The following is a 24265-nucleotide window of genomic DNA, read 5'->3' as shown; positions in this document are numbered from 1 at the left end:
CAAGAACTGGGCTCAAATCATGATGCGTAAATCCATTGTATCGCTACTTCTCGTGGCAGGTTTTCTTTCTGCTCCACTATTGGCTGATGAACTTAAATTGGCTAAGAATGCCCCTGACCGCTATGTCGTGGTGAAGGGTGATACTTTATGGGGAATTTCTGGGAAATTCTTAAACCAGCCTTGGCGCTGGCCGGAAATCTGGCAACTCAATAAAGAAGACATTAAAAATCCGCACTGGATTTACCCTGGTGATGTCATCGTGCTGGATACATCCAGCGGGCAGCCACGTTTAAAGCTACTTAAAAACCAGAAAGTGGACGGACGTAGTGGCACAGGCAAACTGAGCCCACGAATTCGTGAAATCCCAAATTCGGGTGGCGCTATTGCGAGTATCCCATACACGTCGATTGAGCCGTTTTTATCGAAGCCACTGGTGATGAGCGTTGAGGACTTCACGGCTGCGCCGCGCATTGCTGCGGGCCCAGATAACCGCTTGTTGTTTGGTCCGGGTGAGCAAATTTATTCGGTAGATTTTATGGATGCGGCTGCTGGGGAAACTTGGCAGGTGTTTCGTAAAGGTAAAGAATTAATTAATCCGGATGATCCGAAAGAAGTCATCGGTATCGAAGTGAACTATTTGGGCGATGTGCGTGTGACACGCGAAGGCGATGTTTCAACTTTAGTGGTTGTGAGCAGCCGCCAAGAAATCACTGTCGGTGATCGTTTAATTCGTGCGCCGGAAAAGCAATTTATTAATTATGTCCCTCACCTGCCAGCGCAGGCGATTTCCGGAAAAGTGATTTCAACTTATGGCGGTGTGACTGAAGCAGGCTCCTTAACGACCGTTGTTCTGAATCGTGGCGCCTTGCACGGCGTGGATGTGGGGACTGTTTTATTTAGCTATAAAGCACCGCGTGAAATCAAAAAAGAAGTTAGTTCTGAGCCAACTCGGTTCACACCGCCAATTCGGAGTGGGAATTTATTTGTTTACCGCGTTTTCCCAAAAGTCTCTTATGCGCTGGTGCTTGATAGCACCTTGCCAGTGAATATTGGTGATGAAGTTCGGGCTGAGGCGGCGGTAGAAGCAGAATAATATTGTTTGATGCTGAATTAGAAACTTGGCTACGCTTCTCCCTAATTTCAGGTTTGGGAGTTCGTAGCCAATTGTTATTGTTGCGGGCTCTGGGTGAGCCCGCAGCTATTTTTGCTGCATCACGCGCGGAGTTGAAAGGATTGGTCTCGCCCGTGCTGGGTGATGCAATTATTAATGCGGCTCAGCGCCTTGATTACCCAGAACTTAAAGCAACAATGGATTGGTTGGAAGATGAAAATCACGTCCTGTTGACTTTGAATGATGTCCGATATCCTTCTCAACTATTGTCTTTACCTGATCCGCCAACGCTGCTGTATGCGAAAGGTGACTTGAATTTATTGAAAAAGCCCGCACTCAGTATTGTAGGAAGTCGTAACTCCACCCCGCAAGGCGTTACGAATGCACAAGCGTTTGCTCAGCATTTATCGGGTGGTGGTTTGTGTATTGTCAGTGGTTTGGCCAGCGGGATTGATGCCGCAGCGCATCGTGGTGGTTTGGTAGGGCAGGGATCGAGCATTGCTGTCATTGGCACTGGCTTGGATCGAATTTATCCTGCCAGCAACCGTGACTTAGCGCACCAACTGGCTAAAGAAGGCTTGATTCTATCTGAGTTTGCGCTGGGTTCGCCGCCGCTAGCTGGGCATTTTCCGCAGCGTAATCGGATTATTGCGGCACTGGGTTTGGGTTGTTTGGTGGTGGAGGCCGCTCTGGGGAGCGGCTCTTTAATCACCGCCCGTCAGGCAGTCGATATTGGGCGTGAAGTGTTCGCTATTCCTGGATCAATTCATTCTCCGTTAGCGAAGGGCTGCCATGCTTTAATTAAAAATGGAGCCAAGTTAGTCGAGTCGGCGGATGATATTTTGGCTGAATTATGTTTTGGGAATGATTTATTTACTGTACCAACAGTAGCCAAAAATCAGGTCGAACAGAGCGGTAGTGATTTAGCAATATGGGATGTATTAGGCTGGGATCCGATCGATTTAGAAACGTTAATTGAAAAGACTGGCTTGACGAATGCGGCGCTGTGCGAGATTCTGTTGGGTTTGGAATTAGAAGGGAAGCTGGCTTCTTTGCCTGGCGGACGCTATCAACGCATTGGCGGTGGGGTTTAAATTAGATTATGTTAGAAGTCCTTGCTTACCTTTTTGAGCAGTTTTACAACGCAGATGGCTTGCCAGATATGTCTTTGCTGGCCAAAAAACTATCTTTGGCGGGCTTTGAGGGTGAAGATATTCACGACGCTTTGACTTGGTTATCTGAATTAAAGCAAATCGATATCACGCCGTATCAAATGTTGGATTCTAAAGAGTTGGGCTTTCGCTCTTTGCATCCGATTGAATTAGAGCGCCTCAGTGAAGAGGCTGCTGCTTTCTTACACTCTTTGGATGCCACGCGAGTGTTAAGTGCAGGTGAGCGTGAGTTGGTGCTAGATCGACTTTGGCGTGAACCGGATGGTGAGGTCGTGCTGGAGCGGATTAAATTAATAGTTTTAATGGTGATTTGGCAAAAGCGTGATGCTTTAACCAATCTCCTTATCGAGGAGTTGTTGTTTGGTCGCGAAGGGTTTGCCTTACACTAAGGTGAGCTGCGCCACACACTCCAGTTTTCGAATCTCTGCTGCCTTGGGGAACCATGCCGGCCAATCTACTTATCGTTGAGTCGCCTTCGAAAGCGAAAACTCTGCAAAAATACTTAGGCAAGGATTTTCAAATCCTTGCCTCTTACGGACACGTGCGCGGATTAGTTCGCAAGTCGGGTTCGGTTGATCCTGAGAAAGACTTCAAAATGAAGTACCAGGTTATCGATAAAAACAAAAAGCACGTCGATGCCATTTGTGATGCGGTTGAAGCTGCCGATCACGTCTACCTCGCATCCGATCCGGACCGCGAAGGTGAAGCCATTTCTTGGCACATCATGGAAATTCTCAAGGCTAAAAAGTTAGTTAGCCCTGAGAAAACCTTTAAACGAGTCGTGTTTCATGAAATTACTGAAACCGCTGTATTGCATGCCGTCGCCAATCCACGTGATATTGATTTCAATTTGGTCAATGCACAGCAAGCACGTAGCGCGCTGGATTATTTGGTCGGTTTTAATCTATCTCCGCTATTGTGGCGCAAGGTGCGCACAGGCCTATCCGCTGGTCGGGTGCAAAGCCCTGCGCTGCGCTTGATTTGCGAGCGTGAAATTGAAATTCGCGCGTTTAATCCGCAAGAATATTGGTCGATTCATCTGGATACCAAAAAAGGCCGCAGCAAAGTGGCGGCCAAGCTCACGACTTGGCAAGGCAAGAAGCTCGATCAGTTTGATATTCCGAACGAAGCTGAGCAAACTACCATTTTGAATGGCTTGGCGGGTAAAGACGCCGTTGTTCATTCAGTTGAAAAGAAAAAGAAATCGCGCAGCCCTGCTGCGCCATTTACGACTTCAACTTTGCAACAAGAAGCGGTACGTAAACTTGGATTTACAACCGATAGAGCCATGCGTACAGCGCAGCAACTGTATGAAGGGATTAATCTCGGCGGTGAAACAGTCGGTTTGATTACCTATATGCGTACCGACTCGGTGGCATTATCAAATGACGCTTTGGCTGAAATTCGCGGCTATATCAGTGAGCAGTTTGATAAAGATTATCTGCCCAAAGATCCTATTGCTTATAAAAATAAAGCCAAAAATGCGCAAGAAGCGCATGAGGCCGTACGTCCTACATCGATTCATCGCACGCCAGAATCAGTAAAAACCTTCCTGTCGCCAGAACAATTCAAGCTGTATCAAATGATTTGGAAGCGCACGCTGGCCTGTCAAATGACGTCGGCAAAATTTGATACGGTGGCAGTTGATATCGCAGTTGGTGGTCCCGAAAATCTATTCCGCGCGACGGGGCAAACCTTGGTATTTCCTGGCTTTATCGCCGTATATCAAGAAGATGCCGACGATGTGGATGATGACGAAGATGAAGCCCGTCTGCCGGTGATGACGGAAGGCGATGCGCTGCCAGTCGAAAAAATCTCTGGCGAGCAGCATTTCACGCAACCACCGCCGCGCTTTACTGAAGCAAGTTTAGTCAAATCGCTGGAAGAATTCGGCATTGGCCGTCCTTCAACTTATGCGTCGATTATTTTTACGCTGAAAGATCGCGAATACGTGATTTTGGATAAAAAACGCTTCACGCCGACCGACACCGGTGAAGTGGTGAATAAGTTTTTGTCCGAGCATTTCACGCAGTACGTCGATTACAATTTCACGGCGAAATTGGAAGACAAGCTCGATGAAATTTCCAACGGTAGTCGTGAATGGATTCCGGTGCTGGAAGAGTTCTGGGTTAAATTTCATAAGCAGGTCGAAGAAAAACAAGCTTTATCGCGTGCTGAAGCAACGCATGAAGCGATGGATGAAGATTGCCCGAAATGCGGTAAGCATAAACTATCGATCCGCTTAGGGCGTCGTGGTCGCTTTATTAGCTGCACCTCGTATCCAGAGTGTGATTACACCCGCAATATTGGTGATGATCCGGATGCAGTGCCACTTGAGCCTGAAGTGGTGCCAGATCGAACTTGCCCGAAATGTGAATCACCGCTGCATATCAAATTGGGTCGTTACGGTAAATTCATTGGTTGCTCGGCGTATCCAAAATGTAAGCATATCGAACCACTGGAAAAACCGAAAGACACTGGGATTGAATGCCCTGAGTGTCATAAAGGTAGTTTGATTGAGCGTAAGAGCCGTTACGGTAAATTGTTCTATTCATGCAATACCTATCCAGATTGCAAGTATGCAACGTGGAATCCGCCAGTGTTGGAGGCGTGCCCGCAATGCAAATGGCCGATTATGACGATTAAAGTCACTAAACGCCGTGGTACAGAGAAAGTGTGTCCACAGAAGGAATGTGGTTACAGCGAAGTGCTGATACCACCGCCAGAAAAAGAACCGAAGTAAATACAACGGGAATCGAATCGGTTCCCGTTTTTCGTTTGAAGTCAAAAAGCTAACTTGAATATTACTTGGGGCTTTTGTGCAGCCAGAGAATTTTTCTTCAATATCAGCGAACTATGCCGCTCACGAGGCGCTAGGTGTTTATCACACCTATTTTAATGCCTTTGACAATGTCGTGAGTTTGCTCGCTAACGCGGATGATCCGGACGCGTTGATTGAAATGTTGCGTACTTTGGGTGAGGCATCGCACAGCAGTATGACGGGGCTGTACTTGAATGAGGCTGATGGTAAAGTCGCGCGCATGGTTGCGGCGTGGCGTGATCAGGAATGCCATCTGGCGATAAATACCCCCCAACCGTTTGTCTCGCTAGCCTATGATCAGTATCCGCTACTGGCCGATACCCTTACTGTGGGTATGATATTAAATAAGTCTTTGCTGGAGCTTCCTTTGGCTGAGCAAATGCTATTGGCCCAAGTCGGCGTGCGCCAGTTGCTCTGCATTCCGCTCTTAGACAATGGGCATTTATTCGGGTTTTTGATTTTTTTAAATGATGATGAGCGTCAGCAACGAGAGAGCACCGAGCTGCGTTTATTGTCGATGCTGGCCAATCATGTGGCGCAAGCTTTGCTGAAAGCCAAAGTGGAAGCTGAGTCACTCGCCAATCAGCAGCGCCTCCGCGCTTTGGTGGGCGGTACGCAAGATATGGTGTTTGAGCTGGAACCCAATGGCGTGATTTGCCAAGTCTGGTCGGGGCACCCGAGCTTGCCGCCTGTTGAGACTTTGTTGGGTCGTCCATTGACCGTTGCGCTGCCGTTCGAGCTGGCCAGTGAATTGGTGCATCGACTGCCAAAATTACTAGCAGGTCACGCCAGTATGCAGTTTCACTGTACGCTGGCGCAGGGCAATATCTGCTTTTTAGTGCGCTTGCAGCCAGTAAGTGCCGGTACCAAGCAGCATGCTGTGGTGCTAATGCAAGACGTCACCGTGTTGATGCAAGATGCCGCACGTAAAAAAACCATGCTCGATACGCTCAATTTGTTGGAAGAAGCGATTATCGATTTATCGCCTGCAGGGCATTTAACCGAAACCACCGCCGTTTGGCCTCGTCTGCGCGGCATTGATCCACGCCATCTAAGCCAAGATATCGGCCGCTCTTTATTGTCTTGGGTTTACCCAGAAGACACGAGTCTGGTGGGGAGCGTGCTGGCGCAAATGGTGAAATCGGCAGAACCCGCGAGCGTGCGTTTTAGACTCATGCGCGACGATGGTGAGTTTATTTGGGTAGAGGCACGCTTAATCGCGCACCAAGGCCCTGATGGCAAAGTGGCGGGTTTGCGCGGCGTGTTGCGTGATGTGACAGTGGCGCACTTAAATGAGCAGCATATTACTCAGTTGGCGCTGTATGACGGGCTGACTAGTCTGCCGAATCGATTATTACTCGATGATGAGCTGCACCGCGCGATTGATGAGGCGCGGGTGGAAAACTGTAAAGTGGGCTTGGGATTTATCGATTTAGATCACTTTAAACAAATTAATGATGCGTTTGGCCATAAAACCGGTGATGAATTATTAATCAGTTTGTCACGACGTCTCAAAGCGGTCTTGCCCGAAGATGCTGTGTTGGCGCGTTGGGGTGGCGATGAATTTATTGCTTTGATTCCCCATTTGAAAGACAGCAATCAGCTCAAGCAAATTGCCGAGTTACTGCGCTCGGCAGCGCGGGAGACGATTAGTATTAATGGCATGGAGACTCAGCCGACGATTTCAGTCGGTTTTGCGATTTATCCGGATAACGCAGAAAGCGGCGAAGAGCTATTGTCGGCCGCCGATCACACGATGTACCACGCCAAACACGCGGGTCGTAATAACGCCTGTTTCTACAGCGATATTGTGCATTTAAAAGCTTTGGGTCGTGAGCATGTGGCGATACAGTCGCGGCTTTCCAGCGCAATTAAGCACGGTGGTTTGCAAGTGTTTTACCAGCCGATTGTCAATTCCCGTACCGGAGAAGTGATTGCGGTCGAAGCGTTGGCGCGTTGGCTGGATGATAAAAGTGGCTGGATTAGCCCTGAATTATTTATTCCAATGGCGGAAAAAGTCGGCCTTATTCAAGAGTTGTCTGAGCAAATTATGCTGATTGCGTTTGCGAAGCTGCGTGATTGGCGTGATGTGGGTTTGGCGCAGAAAATGATGATTAATATCTCGCGCAGCCAATTATTCTTGCCTAATTTTGTAACGCAATTGGTCGAACGTTTAAGCCAGTTCCGTTTGCGGCCATCGGATGTGATTTTAGAAATTACCGAAAGCGTCGCACTGACCGATTATTCGCGGCAAATGCGACATTTACGCCAGTTGCGTTTGGCAGGATTCGAGCTGGCGATTGATGACTTTGGTACGGGTTATTCGTCACTCTCGCAATTGCATGAAATGCCTGCACAAATGCTCAAAGTGGACGTGTCATTCGCGCAGCGTTTGCATACCGAAGAGGGCCGCCGTGTGATGCAGGCTATTGCGCAAATGGCGCAAGGCCTGCAATTAGATCTGGTGATTGAAGGTGTAGAAAACCTAGAAACGGCGCGCTTCTTGCAAGGTTTGGGCGTGAATTATATGCAGGGATTTTATTTTAGTGAACCGGTTCCGGCGGGGGTCGCCGAGTTGTGGATGCGCTTGGGTTTACTGGCAAAGATGTAGGGTATGTCTGTGTAGGCATTAATAATCAATGGTTATGAGAAAATACCTATCGATATTAGTTAATAAAAAAGCTTAGCGCATGCTAAGCTTTTTTATTGGGCAAGCAGTAAGCCATTTATTGATGCATTGGTGCCAGAATTTGGCGTAAAAACTGCTTGGCGCGATCGGTTTGCGGATTAGTGAAAAAGCTTTCTGGCATCGTGTCTTCGACAATCTCACCATGATCGAGAAAAATCACGCGATCAGCCACTTCACGGGCAAAGCCCATTTCATGCGTCACGACCATCATGGTCATGCCCGATTCCGCGAGCTGCTTCATCACGCTGAGCACTTCACCGATCATTTCAGGATCAAGCGCGCTGGTTGGCTCATCAAACAACATCACGCGTGGATTCATCGCCAGACCGCGTGCAATCGCGACGCGCTGTTGTTGTCCACCTGAAAGATTACTTGGGTAAGTATCTTTTTTATTCAATAAACCCACGCGTTCTAGCAGCTCTAAGGCTCGTTGATTCGCTTCGGCGGGGGCGGTTTTTTTTACGGTAATCGGCGCTAGCGTGATGTTTTCTAGCACGGAGAGGTGGGGGTAGAGGTTGAAATGCTGGAATACAAAGCCCACATCTTCACGCAATTTATTGATATTGGTTTTCGTACTATTAGCTTGAATCCCATCTACCCAGATTTCACCGTCATTAATCGGCTCAAGCTGATTAATGGTGCGAATCAGCGTCGACTTTCCCGAGCCGGAGGGGCCGCAAACGACCACAACTTCGCCTTGCTTCACCTCAAGGTTGAGGTTTTTTAATACATGGTGGTCACGGCCATACCATTTATTGACATTATTAAAGCGAATCATGGTCACGTTGGCATTCATTATTTGAGCCTGTCATTTTGTGAGGGTATTAAGTCTTAGCCTAGCGGGGAAATCCCTTAGCAGATGAGGCACGAGTGAGGCAAAAATTGTCTTGCATCGTGCCTTGTCGTACTCAAGGTACTGTCTGCGCCTTGCCCGCCTTGCCTAAACTATTGCACGGGTACTTAGTTTGCTAAGGCATTGCTGAGCGCCACATATTGAGCGACGCTGACATTCTCAGGGCGGCAGCTTGGATCAATGCCCAAATCGGCGAGCACTTGATCGTTGGTAATGCCTTTCAAATTATTGCGTAGCGTTTTGCGGCGTTGCGAGAAGGCGGTCTGCACCAGTTTGCGTAGATGCTCTTCGTTTTTAGCGGGGTAGGGCAGCGTGTCGTACGGCACCATCCGCACTACGGCCGAATCGACTTTAGGCGGTGGGTCGAACGATTCTGGCGGAACGTCGATAATGTGATCCATCAAATAACGGTATTGCAGCATGATGGACAAACGGCCGTAATCGGTGGTGCTCGGCTCGGCCACCATGCGTTCGACGACTTCTTTTTGCAGCATAAAATGCATGTCGTAAATAATGTCGGCAAAGCTTGCGAGATGAAACAGTAGCGGTGTCGAAATATTGTAGGGCAGGTTGCCGACTAATTTGATACGTTTGCCCGGCGCAATTTCGCGCGCGAGCGCACCAAAATCAAAACTCAGCGCATCGGCGTTGTGAATGATAAGGCGTTCTGGCGGATAAATATTGGATAAATGACTGACAATATCGCGGTCGATTTCAACGACATTCAGTTGCGGTACACAGGCCAATAGCGGCGCAGTGAGCGCGGCCAAGCCCGGTCCAATTTCAACAATAACGTCGCCCGCTTGTGGGTCAACGGCATTGATAATGCCTGCGATGACACCTTGGTCTTGCAAAAAGTTTTGCCCAAAGCGTTTGCGTGGGATGTGTGCCATGTGAATCCTTGTTCCCAGCGGGAACAGACAAAAATAAAAAAGCGAGTTTCCTCGCTATTGTAAAACAGTCTTCGCGAGTCGCTTTCCCGTTGGTCGTTTTGCAAAAAACCAAGTAGAGAAGCCCAGCGCTAGGACGTTAATGAGTGTGATGCACAGAGTGTTGCAGCGAGTTGCGTTGCAGAAATTAAGCTACCGACTTCAGCGCGGCCTGTGCCGGCTAAATCGAGTGCGGTGCCATGATCGACCGAAGTGCGGATAATCGGCAGGCCGAGTGTGATGTTAATGCCCGCGCCAAATGTCGCAAACTTCAAAACTGGCAAGCCTTGGTCGTGATACATCGCCAAAACCGCATCGCCTTGCGCCAGAATCGGTGGATTAAATAAGGTATCAGCGGGTAGGGGGCCAATTAGCGTCATGCCTTCTGCGCGCAGTTTGTTGAGCACTGGAATGATGACGTCAATTTCTTCGCGCCCCATATGACCGCTTTCACCTGCATGCGGATTCAGACCTGCGACCAAGATTCGCGGTTGCGGCAAGCCAAATTGCTGCTGTAAATCTTGCTGCAAAATGCGCAGTGTGTTTTCGAGTGACTCTGCTGTAAGTGCGCTGGAAACGTCTTTGAGTGGCAGATGGGTTGTCGCCAGCGCGACGCGCATCATTTTTTTCTCGTTGGTATACTCGCCCGCCAGCATCATGACGACCTGCTGGGTATTGGTTCGCTCAGCAAGGTATTCGGTATGCCCAGAGAAATACCCGCCCAGCTTGGCATCATTAATGACACCTTTATGCAGCGGTGCAGTGACAATGGCAGCAAATTCCTTAGCGACACAGCCATCAATCGCGCGATCAAGCAAAGCCAGTACATACGCTGAGTTAGCTGGATTGAGTTGCCCAGCAATACAGGGCGCAGCTAATGGAATGTGCAAGATCGAAATGGGCGCATTACTGCCTGTGTGATAATCGGGCCAAGCGGCAACTTCGGCGTAATCAATGCCAACGCATGCCGCACGCTCGATTAATAATTGGCGATCAGCCAATAAGACTAATGGATTGGGTATATTGCTGTGAGCTAATTTGATACAAAGCTCTGGGCCAATACCTGCAGGTTCTCCGGTGGTGATCGCCAATACAGATTGCATTACTCGTCCTTCAAACGAATTTCGATATGAGCGCGGTCACGCAATTGGCGTAGCCAGTCGTCATATTGCTCTTCAGCTTTACGTTGTTTTAATTCACTACGTAACTTGAAGCGAGCCCGCTCTAGCGTGACGTCTTGTTTGCGGCGCTCATCCACGCGAATAATGTGAAAACCAAATGGGCTTTGCACTGGCGCACTCACTTCACCAATTTTTAGCGCATCCATCGCTCGTTCAAAATCGGGTACGGTTTCACCTGGATTGAGCCAGCCTAAATCGCCACCTTTGGGGGCGGTGGCATCGTCAGAAAACGCTTTCGCTAGATCTTCAAATTTCTCACCGTTGACAATTCGGAGGCGCAATTGCGCTAATTTTTGTTTTGCATCGGTAGTCGAGGTGATTTCGTTGCTACGAATTAAAATATGGTGCGCGCGAGTCTGCTGCACCACCACTTGCTCTTGCTGGGTGCGTTTATCAATCAATTTGAAAACGTGGAAACCAGCAGGGCTACGCACAATGTCGGTTAGCCCGCCGGGCTGCAATTTGTCGAGTAGGGCGGTAAATGCCGGTGGCAGTGAGCCAGCCGGACGCCAGCCTAAAGCGCCACCCGAGTTGGCGTTTTTGTCACCTGAATAGCTGGCCGCGACACTGGCAAATGAGGCGCCCGTTTCGAGTTCTTGGCGTGCAGATTGAATCCGCAAGCGGCGCTCTTGAATTTGATCTGGACTCGCATTTTCCGGTAGTGGCACAAAAATTTGCGCCAGATCGTATTCCATTTGCGCTTTATTGGCGGCAAGTTTGAGGTAGTCATCAATTTCAGATTCAGTGACAACGACTTTATTGTCGATCTCCCGATCTTTTAGGCGCGACAAGGTCATTTCTTGGCGAATTTGATCGCGAAATGCACGCCACGTAATGCCGGTTTCTTCGAGTTTTTTGCGAAACTGCGGTAAAGACATTTCATTTTGCGCTGCAATTCGGTTGATTGCCGCTTCTAGCTGATTGTCGTCAATGCGAATACCTGATTGCTGGGCATACTGCAGTTGCAGTTGATCCAGAATCAAGCGCTCTAAAACCTGCTCTTGCAAAACTTGCTCGGGCGGCGCTTTGACATTTTGTTTTGTCAGATTTGCGCGAACGGTATTTATTTTCTGGTTCAGCTCGACTTGAGTGATGGCATTACGATTCACAATCGCAATAACGCGATCTGCGGTAATGATTTCAGCCATCAAGGAGCTGCTGAACAGCGTTAAAGTAAGCGTTGCTGTACGTAGCAAGGTCTGAGTCTTCATACGGTAGTGCCTTTAACGAAGTTTTGGGGTGCGGTAAGTGTCAGCATAACCTGGGATGGATTGCTTCAATAAGCTGATCGGGTTCATCCCAATTCCTGCCAAACCGCCTAATTCTAAGACTGCAAAATAGTTTGTTTTGTACTTGTCATTGGTCGTGACATAGCGCTGTGCGGCAAAGCGCAGCGCCCAACAGCCGGCATTATATTCAAGCCCAGCAATCGTCTCTAGTGATTTACTGTCTTTAAGTGAATAGTTTTGGCGACCAACAGCATACCAACCATTGCTAATCGGCCATTGTCCGGACATTGAAACTTGTTCGAGATCTTGATTGCGTGCATAGCGCAGGTTCAGCGTTTTAAACTCACTCGGTGTCCAGTTCAAATCCAATTCGGCATTCATTGTCCGTTGACTGTTTAAGTCTTGTTGCAGCAAATAATTAACGTTAACGTTATACGGTAGCTGGCTGCCTACGGTTAGAAATAAATTGGAATCTTTTTCTTCAGAGGCATTGTCTTGGCCCGATAAAGTGACTTTGGGTGAGCTTAAATAAAACTGCTGACCGACACCCAGTGAGAAACGTTCAATCCCGCTAGCATCGTCAAAAATCCGCGAACTCACAGCTAAAGTTAGATTGTTCGCATCATTAACGCGGTCGCGGCCCGTAAATTTATTCTCGGCAAAGAGTTGCGACCAAGACAAGGTGGCGAGTGCCGAATCGTAATTGGGAATATTGGCCTGTGATTTGTAGGGTGCGTAGAGGTAGTAAGCTCGCGGCTCTAGTGTTTGTACAATCCCAGAGCCAAATAATTCGCCTTCGCGTTCAAAAAACAGTCCTGAATCGATGCTTGCTATCGGCACGACCAATGACTCGCTCCCCAGATTTTGCCCAGAAGCCGATTCAGAGCGGTAAGTATTGGCCTGCACGCTCAAACGTGGCGTAATAAAAGCGTAGCTATTGGCGAGCGGTAAACTCACACTTGGATTAATCCAAGCGCGGTCGCCATGCACCTTGGTGTCATTCACAAAGCGAGTTATTTCGCCGCTAATACGGGTTTCTAAGCCATAGCCCACTTGTGGCGCAGCGGTGAAATACCACTGCGGCATCCGCCAGTAGGGAATGTCGACCGGATTGCTTGGCGTTTGCAGTGTTTGGTAGCGCTGCACGCGCAAATAAGTCGACCAGAAGTCGCCGTTATAATTAAGCAGCGCTTCTTGCGGTAAATTGACTTGTGATGCGCCAGCCAGGGAGTCAGAAAAATCAATAAAATAATCAGAGTCAGAGACTTTCTGATAACTCAGATTGAGAGATAAGCGATCCGTGAGCGTTTGATTGTGCTGAAAGTAAACACCATAGCGGTCGGTATCGGTTTCATTGTCTTTAATCCCCGCCGCACGAATAATCCCAGCGTATTCCGGCTGCAGGTAACGAAACTCGCCACCCAGCATCACACCACGTTTACCGTAATAGCCTGGCGTGATTGTGGCATCGTAATTCGGGGCAATATTCCAGTAATAAGGTTGGCTGTATTGCAAGCCATTGGTGTTGCTATAGCCAAAAGTGGGCATTAAAAAGCCTGATTTTCTGCCGCCATCGAGCGGAAAATCAACCCAAGGGTAGTAGAAAAACGGTACGCCTTTAAATTCGGCCCAACCATGCCATGCTTGGCCGTAGTTGGTGGTGTAATCCAGATCAATTTCTTCGGCATGTAAATACCAGTCATCTTGTCCATCACGGCAAGTGGTCATTCGGCCGCGCTGAATCCGGTATTTATCTTGCCCAGCAAATAGCACTTTGACGCCATCCCCGCGCACCAAGCCTTCTGCCATGTGATAAATCGGGTTGTCCATCTCGCCAACGCGCGTGTTGATGGTCATATTCAGCGTCGTGCCTTCGAGCGTATCGCCTTTTTGTACCATTTTGACGGCGTCACCGGCATGAACACGATCGGCTTCCAGCTCGTATTTGACCCAGTCGGCATTCACGACGACGCCATCGCGATTCACAATCACATTGCCGCGCGCTTCAGAATATTGTCCTTCTTGCACGCTGGCTTGATCGGCCTCGATGAAAATGGGCGGCTCGACAGGCTGCTCTGAACTGGTTGCGTACGCGAACATCGGCAGCACGGCCAAGGACAGGGCCACGATATTAATTTGGTAGGGAGGAGAATTGCGCACCCGCATGTGGCTTTTGTCATTACTTTGATAGAATTGGAGGATTCTAGCAGTAAACGCCCCGAACTTTCTTATCAAACGTTGTCAATAAGGCCGAAATTTCAAATGAATCGCAGCGAACAGCTCTCCAATTGGTTACAGCAAGTCCACGGCAGTGCGCCACAATCTGTAGTTTTGGCGGCTGAGGACGCGAGTGTGCGGCAATATTGGCGTGCAACTTATCCTGATCGCAGCGTCATCATCATGGAGTTTGATCCGGCGGTATTCGATGCCGCGCCGTTTTTGGCGCGTCAGCAGCAATTGGCTGGCGCTGATATTGCAGTGCCAGCGGTGTACGAGCAAGATTTAAGTCTGGGTTTTGTTGTGCTTGAAGATTTAGGTGATGTGACTTTGGCGAGTTTACTCAATGAAGAAACCGCTAAAGCATGGTATCTGCGTGCAATCAAAATGCTTGTTGATCTGCAAGCCAATACCTCGGACGATGGTTTGCCCAGGTTTGATGGCGAATTTATTCAGCGTGAACTCAATATTTGCCTCGAATGGTATTTTGGTCAGCAATTTGGCGTGACTTTAAGCGGTAAAGAATTGGCCACATGGGAGCGCTCGTGCGCGCTGATTACCACGCGAATTCTGAGCCAGCCGACGGTGTTTATGCATAGAGATTTCCATTCGCGCAATATCTTGGTGCAAAACGACGCGCTGCGTTTGATTGATTTTCAAGACGCAGTGAAAGGCCCGATTGCTTACGATTTAGTGTCTTTATTACGCGATGCTTATATCGAATTTGGCGAAACCTTTGCGCTGGATTTGGCGATTCGTTATTGGGAGCAAGCCCGCGCTGCAGGTCTGCCGGTGCATGAGGATTTTGGCGATTTTTATTTGGCCTTTGAAATGGCAGGTTTACAACGTCATCTGAAAATCCTTGGTCTGTTTGCGCGCTTGAAATACCGCGACAATAAATCGCAATACCAAGCCGACATTCCGCGTGTATTCCAATATGTGCGCCAAGTGTGTTTGCGTTATAGCGAGCTGACGCCGCTTGGGCGTTTGTTACTTAATCTGCACGGCACGCCGGTAGAAACTGGATTTAGTTTTTGATTCTTTTTTGAAAAAATTACATATAGAGTTTGTGCATGTTCGGCCTACGCAAAGCCAGTTGCTTCTGGATTATTATTTTTATGTTGGGAGTGGCTTGGTTTTATTTTGATGAACCCTTTCCAGAGCCAATCATTGCAGATGAATTGATTCATGTTGACCGTGGTATTTTGCGTTGTACTAAAAATGGAAAAAACTCAATAGGCCTAATTAATGGCATCGCATATTGGACCTCATACGGGCCAAGTAGAGGGTATTCAGGTCGTGGTTGCTACTCACAGCTAGAGGGTCGCTATGTCGAGGTTCAGTGGGTCGATGTTACTGGTCAGATGTTCGATTCAACTCGAAGGATGCGGTTTTTAGTACAAATTGAAGACATTAAAACAGGAACAGTTATTTACTCTAAAGAAAAAGCCAGAAAAAATATTCAGAATCGATGGTTTAAAAATTTTGACACAGTGGTCTTGTTTTATTTGCTAATCCTATTTGGTTTGACTGTTTCGATGGTATGGGAAATAGAGAAAAAATATATGAAAAAGATGAGCGACAAGAACAATGACTAAAGCAATGATACTCGCTGCGGGTCGTGGCGAACGGATGCGGCCTTTAACTGATGTGATGCCTAAGCCGCTACTCGATGTCGGCGGAACGCCGCTGATAGGCTGGCATTTACGCCGCCTTGCTGCCGCTGGTGTGCGCGATATTGTGATTAATCATGCTTGGTTGGGTGCGCAAATTGAGGCTGAACTGGGTGACGGCGCGGCTTTTGGTGTGCAGATTCAATATTCGGCTGAAACCCAAGCTTTAGAAACGGCTGCGGGGATTGCACGCGCTTTGCCCTTACTCGGCGATGCGCCATTTATGGTGGTGAATGGTGATGTGTTCACTGATTTTGATTTTACGTCGCTGAGTAAAACCGCTGAGCAATTGCCTGTCAGTGGCGCATTGGCGCATTTAGTCTTGGTGCCCAAAGCCGGTTATCCAACAGGCCGCGATCTGACTTTGCGCGATGGCATGGTTCAGCCTTGCGGCGAGAGCGACACGCCCTACACTTTTTGCGGCATTGCAGCGTATCAACCCGCGTTTTTTGCTGGCGTGCCAACGGATGCGGCGATGCCTTTATTGCCCTGTTTGCTAAAGGCAATGGCAGCAGGGCAGGTGAGTGGTGAGTGTTATCGTGGCGAATGGCTGGATGTCGGTACGGTGGAGCGTTTAGAGTTTGCTCGCTCACTGGTGGCCGCGCGTTGATGGCTTATTTAGTTTCTTAATGTCTTTAGAAAAATATAGATTTATTGCCGAAAAATTAAGCCGCCTAATAGGGAAAACTACGCTTGTTTTTTGTTGCGCCGCAACGTAGATTGAAGGTTGATCGTCACGATTGGGGAAGCTTTATGTCTGAATCATCAGTGTTTGAGCAATTTTATATCGATCAAGCCGCGCGCAATCAGCAGCTGAAACATCAGTTACGCCAAACCCTTGATCCATTTGGCTTATTGGCAACAACATCGAAGGCGCAGCAAGCGTGGTTGACGCATCCTACAGAATTACACACTGCGCTCAGTCGCTATGTGAATGATCTAGTTCGTTTGCAAGGTTTTACGCTGCGCCGTTATTTGGGTGAGCCCGATTCTGACTGTATTCCTCCCCATCCAGAAGACCCGCGGTTTACTGATCCGATTTGGTGTGATTCGCCCTTCTGGGACAGCATCAAAGAATATTATTTGCTCAATACGCGCTGGCTACAAAACTCCCTCTACGCCACGCCGGGGTTGACCGAGCAAGAACGCAGCAAATCTGCTTTTTGGCTACGCCAATTCCTCAATGCATTGGCTCCAACTAATTTTCTGCTGACTAATCCAACGGCCTTAGCCAAAGCGCTGGCGACGCGTGGCGAGAGCTTGCAGCAAGGTTGGGAAAACTTTAAACGTGATAAAGCCGCTGGCGATATTGCGATGACTGATTTATCGGCATTTACCGTCGGTGAAAACCTCGCTACGACCGAAGGCGCGGTGGTGTATCGGGGTAAACTCCTTGAAGTGATTCACTACGAGGCCAATACCCCAACAGTTCATAAGGTTCCGCTGGTTTTGGTGTCGCCGTGGATTAACAAATATTACGTCCTCGATTTAAACCCACAAAAAAGCATTATTAAATATCTAGTCGATCAAGGATTTTCGGTGTTTGTGACAAGCTGGAAAAATCCAGATGCGTCTATGGCCGAAGTCGGTATGGATGACTATTTGACTGATGGCATCGCCAAAATCATCGATGTGGCACGCGAAATTTCGGGTAGCGATAAAGTCAATTTATTGGGTTATTGCATTGGCGGTACTTTGGTGAGTTTGTACCTCGCTTGGGCGAATCGGAAAAATCCAGAGCAAGTGCCTGTGGCATCAACGACCTTATTGACCACGTTGACCGATTTTGAACGTCCCGGCGATATTGAAGTCTTTATCGACGAAGATGGCCTTGATTACATCGATACCATTATGGAGCGCAAAGGTTATCTCGATGGCAAAGATATGGCCGCGAGTTTCCGTATGCTGCGTAGCAATAGCCTCGTTTGGAACTACTGGGCGAGCAATTATTTAATGGGCGAAACGCCGATGGCGTTTGATGTGTTGTATTGGAATATGGATACGACACGGATGCCGAAAAAAATGCACCACACGTATCTGCGCGAATTGTATTGGCACAATAAAATGATTCAGCCCGATGCGCTGACGATTGCCGGGCAGCCGATTGATTTGGGCAAAATCACGCAGCCGATTTATATGGTTAGCGCCGAAGAAGACCATATCGCGCCGTGGAAACAGACGTTTACCTTGGTGGATCGGGTCGCTGCACCAGTGACATTCACCTTATCGACCTCAGGCCACATTATTGGCATCATCAATCCGCCGGGGCCAAAATCCAAACGCAGCTATTGGCAAGGCCAGCCCGCCGCTGCGCAGGGTGCTGAAGATTGGTTGCAAGGCCAAGAAAAAGTTGCTGGTTCATGGTGGCCGAACTGGATTGAATGGCTGAAACCGTATTCAGGTGAGCAAGTAAAACCTAAACTCTCTAGCCGCGCGCATCCTAAGCTTTGCGCCGCGCCAGGTAGTTATGTTTTAGAGTAATGTGCTTAGCAAAAGTGAGCTGCTAAAGTGCCACAGCCGCAGACCGTACATTGAATACGACTTGCGACAACACGAGGCTAGAAAACTTTTGCTCAAGCACTGAGCTTTGCGCCAAAGCAATATCATAGATGCGCTGGCATGAGTACAATGCTGGCGTGTCTGTTTTTTTATGTACTGTCATTTTTTTAGTGCAGAGACAGCAAGTATTTTGACGGTAGCGAATAAATATTCTCGCTGCAAAGCATTCCAAACCCGCTTGCGTGGGGACGGCCAAACTCATAAGAGACAAACGTTTTGTTTTCTATGAATGGTGGTTTTAATCAAGTTTGCGCATGAAGCGCTCAATTTAATCTGAGGAAACTGTGATGGCAGCAACGCGTACTGATTTAGCAAATGCAATTCGTGCACTGGCAATGGATGCTGTGCAAAAAGCCAATTCGGGTCATCCGGGCGCGCCGATGGGTATGGCCGAAATCGGTTTGGCTTTGTGGGGCAGCAAAATGCGCTTCAATCCACAAAATACCGCTTGGGCGAATCGTGATCGCTTTATTTTGTCCAACGGCCACGGCTCGATGCTGCAATACGCTTTGCTGCATCTGACAGGTTACGATTTATCGATGGATGATCTGAAAAGCTTCCGTCAATTTCATTCTAAAACGCCAGGCCATCCAGAGCTGCATTACACGCCAGGCGTTGAAACCACGACCGGTCCGCTCGGCCAAGGTATTACCAATGCAGTCGGTTTTGCGCTCGCAGAAAAACTGCTTGCCGCACAATTTAACAAGCCAGGTTTAGATATCGTTGACCATTACACTTACGTGTTTATGGGTGACGGTTGCTTGATGGAAGGCATTTCGCATGAAGCTTGCTCTTACGCTGGTACTTTGGGCTTGGGCAAATTGGTCGCTTTCTGGGACGACAATGGTATTTCCATCGACGGCCACGTTGAAGGCTGGTTTACCGATGACACGCCAAAACGCTTTGAATCTTACGGCTGGCATGTGATTGCCGATGTCGATGGGCATGATGTGGATGCGCTGGAAGCGGCGATTGATGCGGCCAAAGCTGAAACTAAAAAACCAACGCTAATTTGCTGCAAAACGATTATCGGTAAAGGCTCGCCAAATAAAGCCGCCAGTCACGATTGTCACGGCGCGCCATTGGGCGATGCTGAAATCGCCTTGACGCGCGAAGCGATTGGTTGGTCACACGCACCATTTGAAATCCCTGCTGAGGTGTATGCAGGTTGGGATAAAAAAGCAGCTGGTGCAGCGTGGGAAGCTGAGTGGGATGGATTGTTCGCGAAATACGCGGCGCAATTCCCTGCGGAAGCGGCTGAATTTACGCGCCGTATGAAAGGCGAATTGCCTGCCAATTGGAACGAAGTAGTTGCAGCCGCTGTTGCTGATGCAAATACCAAAGCTGAAACCATCGCGACGCGTAAAGCCAGCCAAAATGCTTTGTCGGCGCTGTGCCCATCAGCACCAGAAATGCTCGGCGGCTCAGCTGATTTGACGGGTTCTAATTTGACCAACTGGAAAGGCTCAACGAGCTTGAAAGTTGAAAATGGCCAAATTTCGGGCAACCATATCAGCTACGGTGTACGTGAGTTTGGTATGAGCGCGATCATGAATGGACTCGTTCTGCACGGCGGTTTCCGTCCGTTTGGCGGCACCTTCCTGATGTTCTGCGAATACGCACTCAATGCATTACGCATGGCTGCGTTGATGAAAACCAATAATATTTTCGTTTACACGCACGATTCGATTGGTCTGGGCGAAGACGGTCCAACGCATCAACCAGTTGAACAAATGCAAATTCTGCGCTGCACGCCAAATATGAACACATGGCGTCCGTGCGACACCGTTGAATCGGTGGTGGCTTGGGCTGCTGCGATTGGTGAGCGCACTACACCATCTTCATTGGTATTCACGCGCCAAAACTTGCAATTCCAAACGCGTACTGAGCAGCAAATCGCCGACATCGCCAAAGGCGCTTATGTGCTCGTTGATGCAGCAAATCCGCAAGTTGTGATTATCGCAACGGGCTCAGAAGTTGATCTGGCTGTGAAAGCAGCGGCAGAACTGGCAGCAGCCGGTACTGCGGTGCGCGTGGTTTCAATGCCATCTACCAATGTATTCGACAAACAAGACGCCGCGTATAAAGCATCAGTCTTGCCAGCGGGCGTGCCACGTTTGGCCGTCGAAGCTGGAACCAGCGATTTCTGGCGCAAATATGTTGGCCTAGAAGGCGACGTGATTGGTATCGATACCTTTGGTGAATCTGCACCAGCGCCATTGCTCTTTAAGCATTTTGGTTTCACGGTAGAAAACGTAGTGGCTCGTGCGAAAGCATTGGTGAAGTAAGTTTTATCTCCCGCAATAAAAAAAGCGCCTTCGGGCGCTTTTTTTATTGCTTGGGTATTGGGTTGTAGCCCTTATTTTACGAGGTCTTTGGCTCAGTACCAGTATCCGGTATCTTGCGAAGTAAGATCGAAAACAACAGCGGATTGAGCAATATAGAAATTAAAGCACCCGCAATAATTAGCGCATTCGCGTCAGAATTGAGTAGCCCAAGCGACATTCCCAGCGTGGCGAGAATAAACGAGAATTCGCCAATCTGCGCCAAGCTGGCGGCAATCGTACTGGCGGTGGAGCTGTTGTAGCCGTAAGCGCGAACAATGCCCCATGCAGCGAGTGATTTACCGATGACAATCACCAGCACCGTGCCAACCAACGCGAAAGGGTGTTGGATAATAATACTTGGATCGAACAACATCCCGACCGAGACAAAAAACAGTACGGAAAACGCATCGCGCAGTGGTAATGATTCTTCGGCCGCACGTTGGCTAAATTCGGATTCGGCGAGCACCATACCGGCAAAAAATGCGCCGAGTGCAAATGAAACGCCAAAGAGTTTTGATGCGCCATAAGCCACGCCCAAGGCGATCGCTAATACGCCCAAACGGAATAGTTCTCGGCTGCCAGTCCAAACGGTTTTTTCTAAGGCCCACGGAATTACGCGGCGACCAATGATCAGCATAAAAGCCACGAAACCGATCACTTTACCTAGCGTGAGCAAGACCAATTCACCGATGCCTTCACTGCTATTGCTGCCAATACCGCCCAATAAGCCGGCCATCGCAGGCAGTAAGACCAATGCCAGCACCATCGCTAAATCTTCAACAATCAACCAGCCAATCGCAATTCGGCCTTGTTCTGTGTGTTCGACATCGTGTTTTTGTAAGGCTTTGAGTAATACAACCGTACTGGCGACTGAGAGCGCTAAACCAAAGACGAAACCTTGTCCCCATGGCCAGCCCATTAAATGCGAAAGCCCCATTCCCATTAGCGTGGCAATGGCGATTTGCACAACTGCGCCAGGAATCGCAATCTTTTTGACACTCATTAAGTCTTTGATCGAAAAATGCAGGCCAACACCAAACATCAGCAAAATCACACCAATTTCAGCTAATTCGGTTGCGAGTTCTTGATTGGCCATCAGCCCTGGCGTAAATGGACCAACAACAATCCCCGCGACCAAGTAGCCCACCAGCGGCGGCATTTTAAAGCGGTGCGCCAACATGCCAAATAAATAGGCTAAACCTAGCCCCAGCACCAAGGTCGTTAAAAGTGGCGTGTCATGATGCATGCGGGCTCCTTGAAATAATTTGGCGGGTATGTGCAGTATGACAGCTGCAAGTATTCACATGAAGTGCTTAATTACATCTGACTTGAGATTGGTATTTATTACCGTATAAATAGTACCGCAGCAAGTTGATTGCTGCGGTATTTAAGCAGAATTAATGCGAATGATGTACTGCTGATGCAGCGGAGGCAGTGTGCGGGTGATGTTGGCCTGATGCATGTGCTGCATCCATTTTAAGCACGCCAATAAACGAGGATAGCTGAGATCGATCGCTTTGAGATAGCCCTTTTTCTGCGCTGGTTTGCTTCAGAATTAATAGTTCTGCACTGGTTTTAGGCACGCCCGCTTGCTTTAGCAAACTGGGGGTGATCTGGCCGGCGCAAAGCAGGGTTTGCCAGCCATGATGGCCTTTTTTGAGGAGGGCTCGACCTCCTTTTTCTCCTTGCAACCAACCCGCAATCGCGAAGTCATCCGCGATAATCACGGGCTTAACAATGAGTGGATTATCTGGCTTGTCCCAAACGGCTTTCATACTGGCGATAATATTGCTGTGTTCATCGGCCCATACTGACGTCGTTAAGCTGAGTAGCAGCAGGCTAATAATGGTGAAATATTTTTTCATGATTTTCAGTCAACTGGAGTGAATTAATTGTGGCCGTGTTTTGGCGTGTCGGCGGTCAAATCAGTCATGGCTTGCACTTTGACATTGACGGTGATTTTTCCCGCTTTAGCAAATGTGAGTGTCAGTGGAAATGCATCATTTTCTTTGAGTGCTTGCTTAATACCCAGCAGCATGATGTGAAAGCTACCCGGCACGAGTTTAACGGTTTGTTGTGGCGTAAGCGTCAAGCCTGCCGGCAGTGGGCGCATCTTCATGACGCCATCGACCATTTTCATTTCATGCACTTCGGTTTTATTGGCGATTTCGCTGCTGACTGCAATCAGTTGATCACCGCTTTGGCTGGTTAGCAGCATAAAAACGCCAGCATTCATTGCTTTTGGCGGTGTTGCTCGCGCCCACGGATGGTCAATCGTGATATCGCCAAGTGTGTAGTCGTGGGCGAAGGCGGCAATGCTGGAAAGGCAAAGCATGGCTGTGCAGATTAATTTTTTAAGCATGGAAATTCCTTTAAAGGATAAAAATCAAATTGCGATTCGTGCTCTGATTTATTGTTTTTTTATTAGGACACAATCATTGACGTGGCACAGATGATTTCACAATGCGCAATAGAAAGACTTAAGAACGATGTTCTAAAGCTAGGGTATATCTTTGTAATCAAAGCAAAGCAAAGGGTGGCGCTTGACTCTGGGGGAGGGTATGTGGAGGAGCCGGTATAAAAAAACCTTCAATTCGCACTTGCCGGAGCAGACTTGTGTTTGAATGAAATGAAGGTAAAACGGCAGGCGCTGGAGGTAGCGCCCAATGAGTTACTGAACTACTGATGCAAATAGGACATTTACTAATAGGCTGGGGTTGGGAAGGGATGGGGTTGGAACTTTGTGTCGATTGTGTTGTTACGCTGCTACAGAATGCGGGTTGTACATCGGTGCTTTGTTGACTGGCCAATTGCGCAGCATGAATTAACGGCAATAGCCAAAACAGGCTCAGCGCAAATAGCGCGAACCAGATTAGCTTAGATTGTCGATAGAAATGGTGCATGACTTAGGCGGATTTCCACAGAATTTCGGCGATTGTACGTTAAAGTCGAAGCTGAACCAAACGAATTTGTCATGCAAAAATGCTGCAATGCAGTAAGCAATTAGCTTACAAATGGTTATTGGCAATGTGAATATTTACGCTATACTCGGCGCGAATTTACATTCTTGGGTGCCACTGTGCTTCGTCGATTAATTCATCGGTTTGCTGCGTACTGCGCGCTTTTGGCAATTATTTGCCAAATGTTGCTGCCATTCGCGCATGCAGCGGTAACGCAAGCTGATGTGAGTCCTGCATGGTGTGTTACCGGAGAAAAAGCACCATCGATGTCGGCCAATCCTGCCAGCGAGCAGGACGATCAAGCGGGCAAGATGATGTTTTGCCCCGTGTGTGCCGCAGCCAGTTGGCATGCGATAGCGCCGCTTTCTACGGCCAGCGTTTTACTGGCTAGCCCCTCGTATTCAAGTATTGATCTGCCTGCGCTGTCGATTAGTTTTTCATCTCAATCCTATGCCATTCCACCGCCTCCTCGTGGCCCTCCACTGAATTCCTGATCGCTCAAATCACTTTTTAAAAACTTCAAAGTGCTTTATCGCGGCTGCGC

General features: G+C 48.5%; 20 protein-coding genes. 11 read left to right on the top strand and 9 right to left on the bottom strand.

Going from position 1 to position 24265, the window contains the following annotated elements; genetic code table 11:
* Positions 1–19: 19 nt before the first annotated feature.
* The 5 genes from Q320_RS0103395 (at position 20) to Q320_RS20565 (ending at position 7715) form a co-directional block, all read left to right on the top strand.
* Complete coding sequence (locus Q320_RS0103395; protein WP_027467842.1) at positions 20–1093, top strand: LysM peptidoglycan-binding domain-containing protein; 1074 nt, start codon at positions 20–22, stop codon at positions 1091–1093.
* Positions 1094–1095: 2 nt separating this feature from the next.
* Positions 1096–2205, top strand: a complete 1110-nt coding sequence (gene dprA, locus Q320_RS0103390) for a DNA-processing protein DprA (protein WP_211251160.1) — start codon at positions 1096–1098, stop codon at positions 2203–2205.
* An 8-nt stretch (positions 2206–2213) separates the two neighbouring features.
* Entirely contained in the window at positions 2214–2672 is a 459-nt protein-coding gene (locus tag Q320_RS0103385) for a DUF494 family protein (protein WP_027467840.1), read from the top strand.
* Positions 2673–2725: 53 nt separating this feature from the next.
* The gene (gene topA / locus Q320_RS0103380) at positions 2726–5026 is read left to right on the top strand and encodes a type I DNA topoisomerase (protein WP_027467839.1); all 2301 of its coding nucleotides are present in this window, start codon (positions 2726–2728) and stop codon (positions 5024–5026) included.
* A 76-nt stretch (positions 5027–5102) separates the two neighbouring features.
* Positions 5103–7715 (top strand): sensor domain-containing phosphodiesterase, encoded by a 2613-nt coding sequence (locus Q320_RS20565; RefSeq protein WP_051534425.1) that lies wholly within the window; start codon positions 5103–5105, stop codon positions 7713–7715.
* 115 nt (positions 7716–7830) lie between these two features.
* On the opposite strand, the gene Q320_RS0103370 is transcribed toward Q320_RS20565, so the two are convergent.
* The 5 genes from Q320_RS0103370 to Q320_RS0103350 all read right to left on the bottom strand — a co-directional run bounded on the left by Q320_RS0103370 (position 7831) and on the right by Q320_RS0103350 (position 14085).
* Positions 7831–8571 carry an amino acid ABC transporter ATP-binding protein gene (locus Q320_RS0103370; RefSeq protein ID WP_027467838.1) on the bottom strand — a complete coding sequence of 247 codons (741 nt, stop codon included), beginning with the start codon at positions 8569–8571 and terminating at the stop codon, positions 7831–7833.
* 182 nt (positions 8572–8753) lie between these two features.
* Positions 8754–9539, bottom strand: a complete 786-nt coding sequence (gene rsmA / locus Q320_RS0103365) for a 16S rRNA (adenine(1518)-N(6)/adenine(1519)-N(6))-dimethyltransferase RsmA (RefSeq protein WP_027467837.1) — start codon at positions 9537–9539, stop codon at positions 8754–8756.
* Between the two features lie 128 nt (positions 9540–9667).
* A complete protein-coding gene (pdxA, locus tag Q320_RS0103360) occupies positions 9668–10678 on the bottom strand; it encodes a 4-hydroxythreonine-4-phosphate dehydrogenase PdxA (protein ID WP_027467836.1) in 1011 nt (336 codons plus the stop codon).
* Entirely contained in the window at positions 10678–11967 is a 1290-nt protein-coding gene (locus Q320_RS0103355) for a peptidylprolyl isomerase (RefSeq protein ID WP_027467835.1), read from the bottom strand. The genes pdxA and Q320_RS0103355 overlap by 1 nt, the downstream gene beginning before the upstream one ends.
* Before the next feature lie 12 nt (positions 11968–11979).
* Positions 11980–14085, bottom strand: a complete 2106-nt coding sequence (locus Q320_RS0103350) for an LPS-assembly protein LptD (RefSeq protein ID WP_169734428.1) — start codon at positions 14083–14085, stop codon at positions 11980–11982.
* Positions 14086–14247: 162 nt separating this feature from the next.
* On the opposite strand from Q320_RS0103350, the gene Q320_RS0103345 reads away from it, so the two are divergent.
* The 5 genes from Q320_RS0103345 to tkt all read left to right on the top strand — a co-directional run bounded on the left by Q320_RS0103345 (position 14248) and on the right by tkt (position 20722).
* Positions 14248–15240: an aminoglycoside phosphotransferase family protein gene (locus Q320_RS0103345; protein WP_027467833.1), complete on the top strand. Its 993-nt coding sequence runs from the start codon at positions 14248–14250 to the stop codon at positions 15238–15240.
* A 35-nt stretch (positions 15241–15275) separates the two neighbouring features.
* Positions 15276–15800: a hypothetical protein gene (locus tag Q320_RS0103340; protein ID WP_027467832.1), complete on the top strand. Its 525-nt coding sequence runs from the start codon at positions 15276–15278 to the stop codon at positions 15798–15800.
* The gene (gene murU / locus Q320_RS0103335) at positions 15793–16485 is read left to right on the top strand and encodes an N-acetylmuramate alpha-1-phosphate uridylyltransferase MurU (protein ID WP_035852049.1); all 693 of its coding nucleotides are present in this window, start codon (positions 15793–15795) and stop codon (positions 16483–16485) included. The genes Q320_RS0103340 and murU overlap by 8 nt, the downstream gene beginning before the upstream one ends.
* Positions 16486–16628: 143 nt before the next feature.
* Entirely contained in the window at positions 16629–18356 is a 1728-nt protein-coding gene (locus Q320_RS0103330) for a PHA/PHB synthase family protein (protein ID WP_027467830.1), read from the top strand.
* 365 nt (positions 18357–18721) lie between these two features.
* Positions 18722–20722, top strand: a complete 2001-nt coding sequence (gene tkt, locus Q320_RS0103320; RefSeq protein ID WP_027467828.1) for a transketolase — start codon at positions 18722–18724, stop codon at positions 20720–20722.
* 76 nt (positions 20723–20798) lie between these two features.
* Here tkt and Q320_RS18265 read toward each other — a convergent pair whose 3' ends face one another.
* The 4 genes from Q320_RS18265 to Q320_RS22185 all read right to left on the bottom strand — a co-directional run bounded on the left by Q320_RS18265 (position 20799) and on the right by Q320_RS22185 (position 23664).
* Positions 20799–22007, bottom strand: a complete 1209-nt coding sequence (locus tag Q320_RS18265) for a monovalent cation:proton antiporter-2 (CPA2) family protein (protein WP_035852167.1) — start codon at positions 22005–22007, stop codon at positions 20799–20801.
* A 151-nt stretch (positions 22008–22158) separates the two neighbouring features.
* Complete coding sequence (locus Q320_RS18260; RefSeq protein WP_051534423.1) at positions 22159–22626, bottom strand: copper uptake system-associated protein; 468 nt, start codon at positions 22624–22626, stop codon at positions 22159–22161.
* A 23-nt stretch (positions 22627–22649) separates the two neighbouring features.
* Positions 22650–23123, bottom strand: coding sequence for a copper chaperone PCu(A)C (locus Q320_RS18255; RefSeq protein ID WP_035852047.1), 474 nt, complete (start codon positions 23121–23123; stop codon positions 22650–22652).
* 157 nt (positions 23124–23280) lie between these two features.
* Positions 23281–23664, bottom strand: a complete 384-nt coding sequence (locus Q320_RS22185) for a DUF2946 family protein (RefSeq protein WP_084282324.1) — start codon at positions 23662–23664, stop codon at positions 23281–23283.
* A gap of 176 nt (positions 23665–23840) precedes the next feature.
* Here Q320_RS22185 and Q320_RS0103295 point away from each other — a divergent pair, with 176 nt between their 5' ends.
* A complete protein-coding gene (locus tag Q320_RS0103295; protein ID WP_373277177.1) occupies positions 23841–24215 on the top strand; it encodes a DUF2946 family protein in 375 nt (124 codons plus the stop codon).
* The last annotated feature ends 50 nt before the right edge of the window (positions 24216–24265 follow it).

The organism is Deefgea rivuli DSM 18356, assembly GCF_000620145.1.
GTDB lineage: Bacteria > Pseudomonadota > Gammaproteobacteria > Burkholderiales > Chitinibacteraceae > Deefgea > Deefgea rivuli.
Note: the sequence above shows the minus strand (reverse complement) of the source record. Positions and strands in the feature narration are given on the sequence as shown.

What these genes read in the sequence shown, in the direction of transcription:
- Q320_RS0103395 (WP_027467842.1), top strand. Translation starts at nt 20, where the DNA reads ATGATGCGTAAATCCATTGTATCGCTACTTCTCGTGGCAGGTTTTCTT.
- Q320_RS0103385 (WP_027467840.1), top strand. Translation starts at nt 2,214, where the DNA reads ATGTTAGAAGTCCTTGCTTACCTTTTTGAGCAGTTTTACAACGCAGAT.
- topA (WP_027467839.1), top strand. Translation starts at nt 2,726, where the DNA reads ATGCCGGCCAATCTACTTATCGTTGAGTCGCCTTCGAAAGCGAAAACT.
- Q320_RS0103370 (WP_027467838.1), bottom strand. Translation starts at nt 8,571, where the DNA reads ATGATTCGCTTTAATAATGTCAATAAATGGTATGGCCGTGACCACCAT.
- rsmA (WP_027467837.1), bottom strand. Translation starts at nt 9,539, where the DNA reads ATGGCACACATCCCACGCAAACGCTTTGGGCAAAACTTTTTGCAAGAC.
- pdxA (WP_027467836.1), bottom strand. Translation starts at nt 10,678, where the DNA reads ATGCAATCTGTATTGGCGATCACCACCGGAGAACCTGCAGGTATTGGC.
- Q320_RS0103355 (WP_027467835.1), bottom strand. Translation starts at nt 11,967, where the DNA reads ATGAAGACTCAGACCTTGCTACGTACAGCAACGCTTACTTTAACGCTG.
- Q320_RS0103350 (WP_169734428.1), bottom strand. Translation starts at nt 14,085, where the DNA reads ATGTTCGCGTACGCAACCAGTTCAGAGCAGCCTGTCGAGCCGCCCATT.
- Q320_RS0103345 (WP_027467833.1), top strand. Translation starts at nt 14,248, where the DNA reads ATGAATCGCAGCGAACAGCTCTCCAATTGGTTACAGCAAGTCCACGGC.
- Q320_RS0103340 (WP_027467832.1), top strand. Translation starts at nt 15,276, where the DNA reads ATGTTCGGCCTACGCAAAGCCAGTTGCTTCTGGATTATTATTTTTATG.
- murU (WP_035852049.1), top strand. Translation starts at nt 15,793, where the DNA reads ATGACTAAAGCAATGATACTCGCTGCGGGTCGTGGCGAACGGATGCGG.
- Q320_RS0103330 (WP_027467830.1), top strand. Translation starts at nt 16,629, where the DNA reads ATGTCTGAATCATCAGTGTTTGAGCAATTTTATATCGATCAAGCCGCG.
- tkt (WP_027467828.1), top strand. Translation starts at nt 18,722, where the DNA reads ATGGCAGCAACGCGTACTGATTTAGCAAATGCAATTCGTGCACTGGCA.
- Q320_RS18265 (WP_035852167.1), bottom strand. Translation starts at nt 22,007, where the DNA reads ATGCATCATGACACGCCACTTTTAACGACCTTGGTGCTGGGGCTAGGT.
- Q320_RS18260 (WP_051534423.1), bottom strand. Translation starts at nt 22,626, where the DNA reads ATGAAAAAATATTTCACCATTATTAGCCTGCTGCTACTCAGCTTAACG.
- Q320_RS18255 (WP_035852047.1), bottom strand. Translation starts at nt 23,123, where the DNA reads ATGCTTAAAAAATTAATCTGCACAGCCATGCTTTGCCTTTCCAGCATT.
- Q320_RS22185 (WP_084282324.1), bottom strand. Translation starts at nt 23,664, where the DNA reads ATGCACCATTTCTATCGACAATCTAAGCTAATCTGGTTCGCGCTATTT.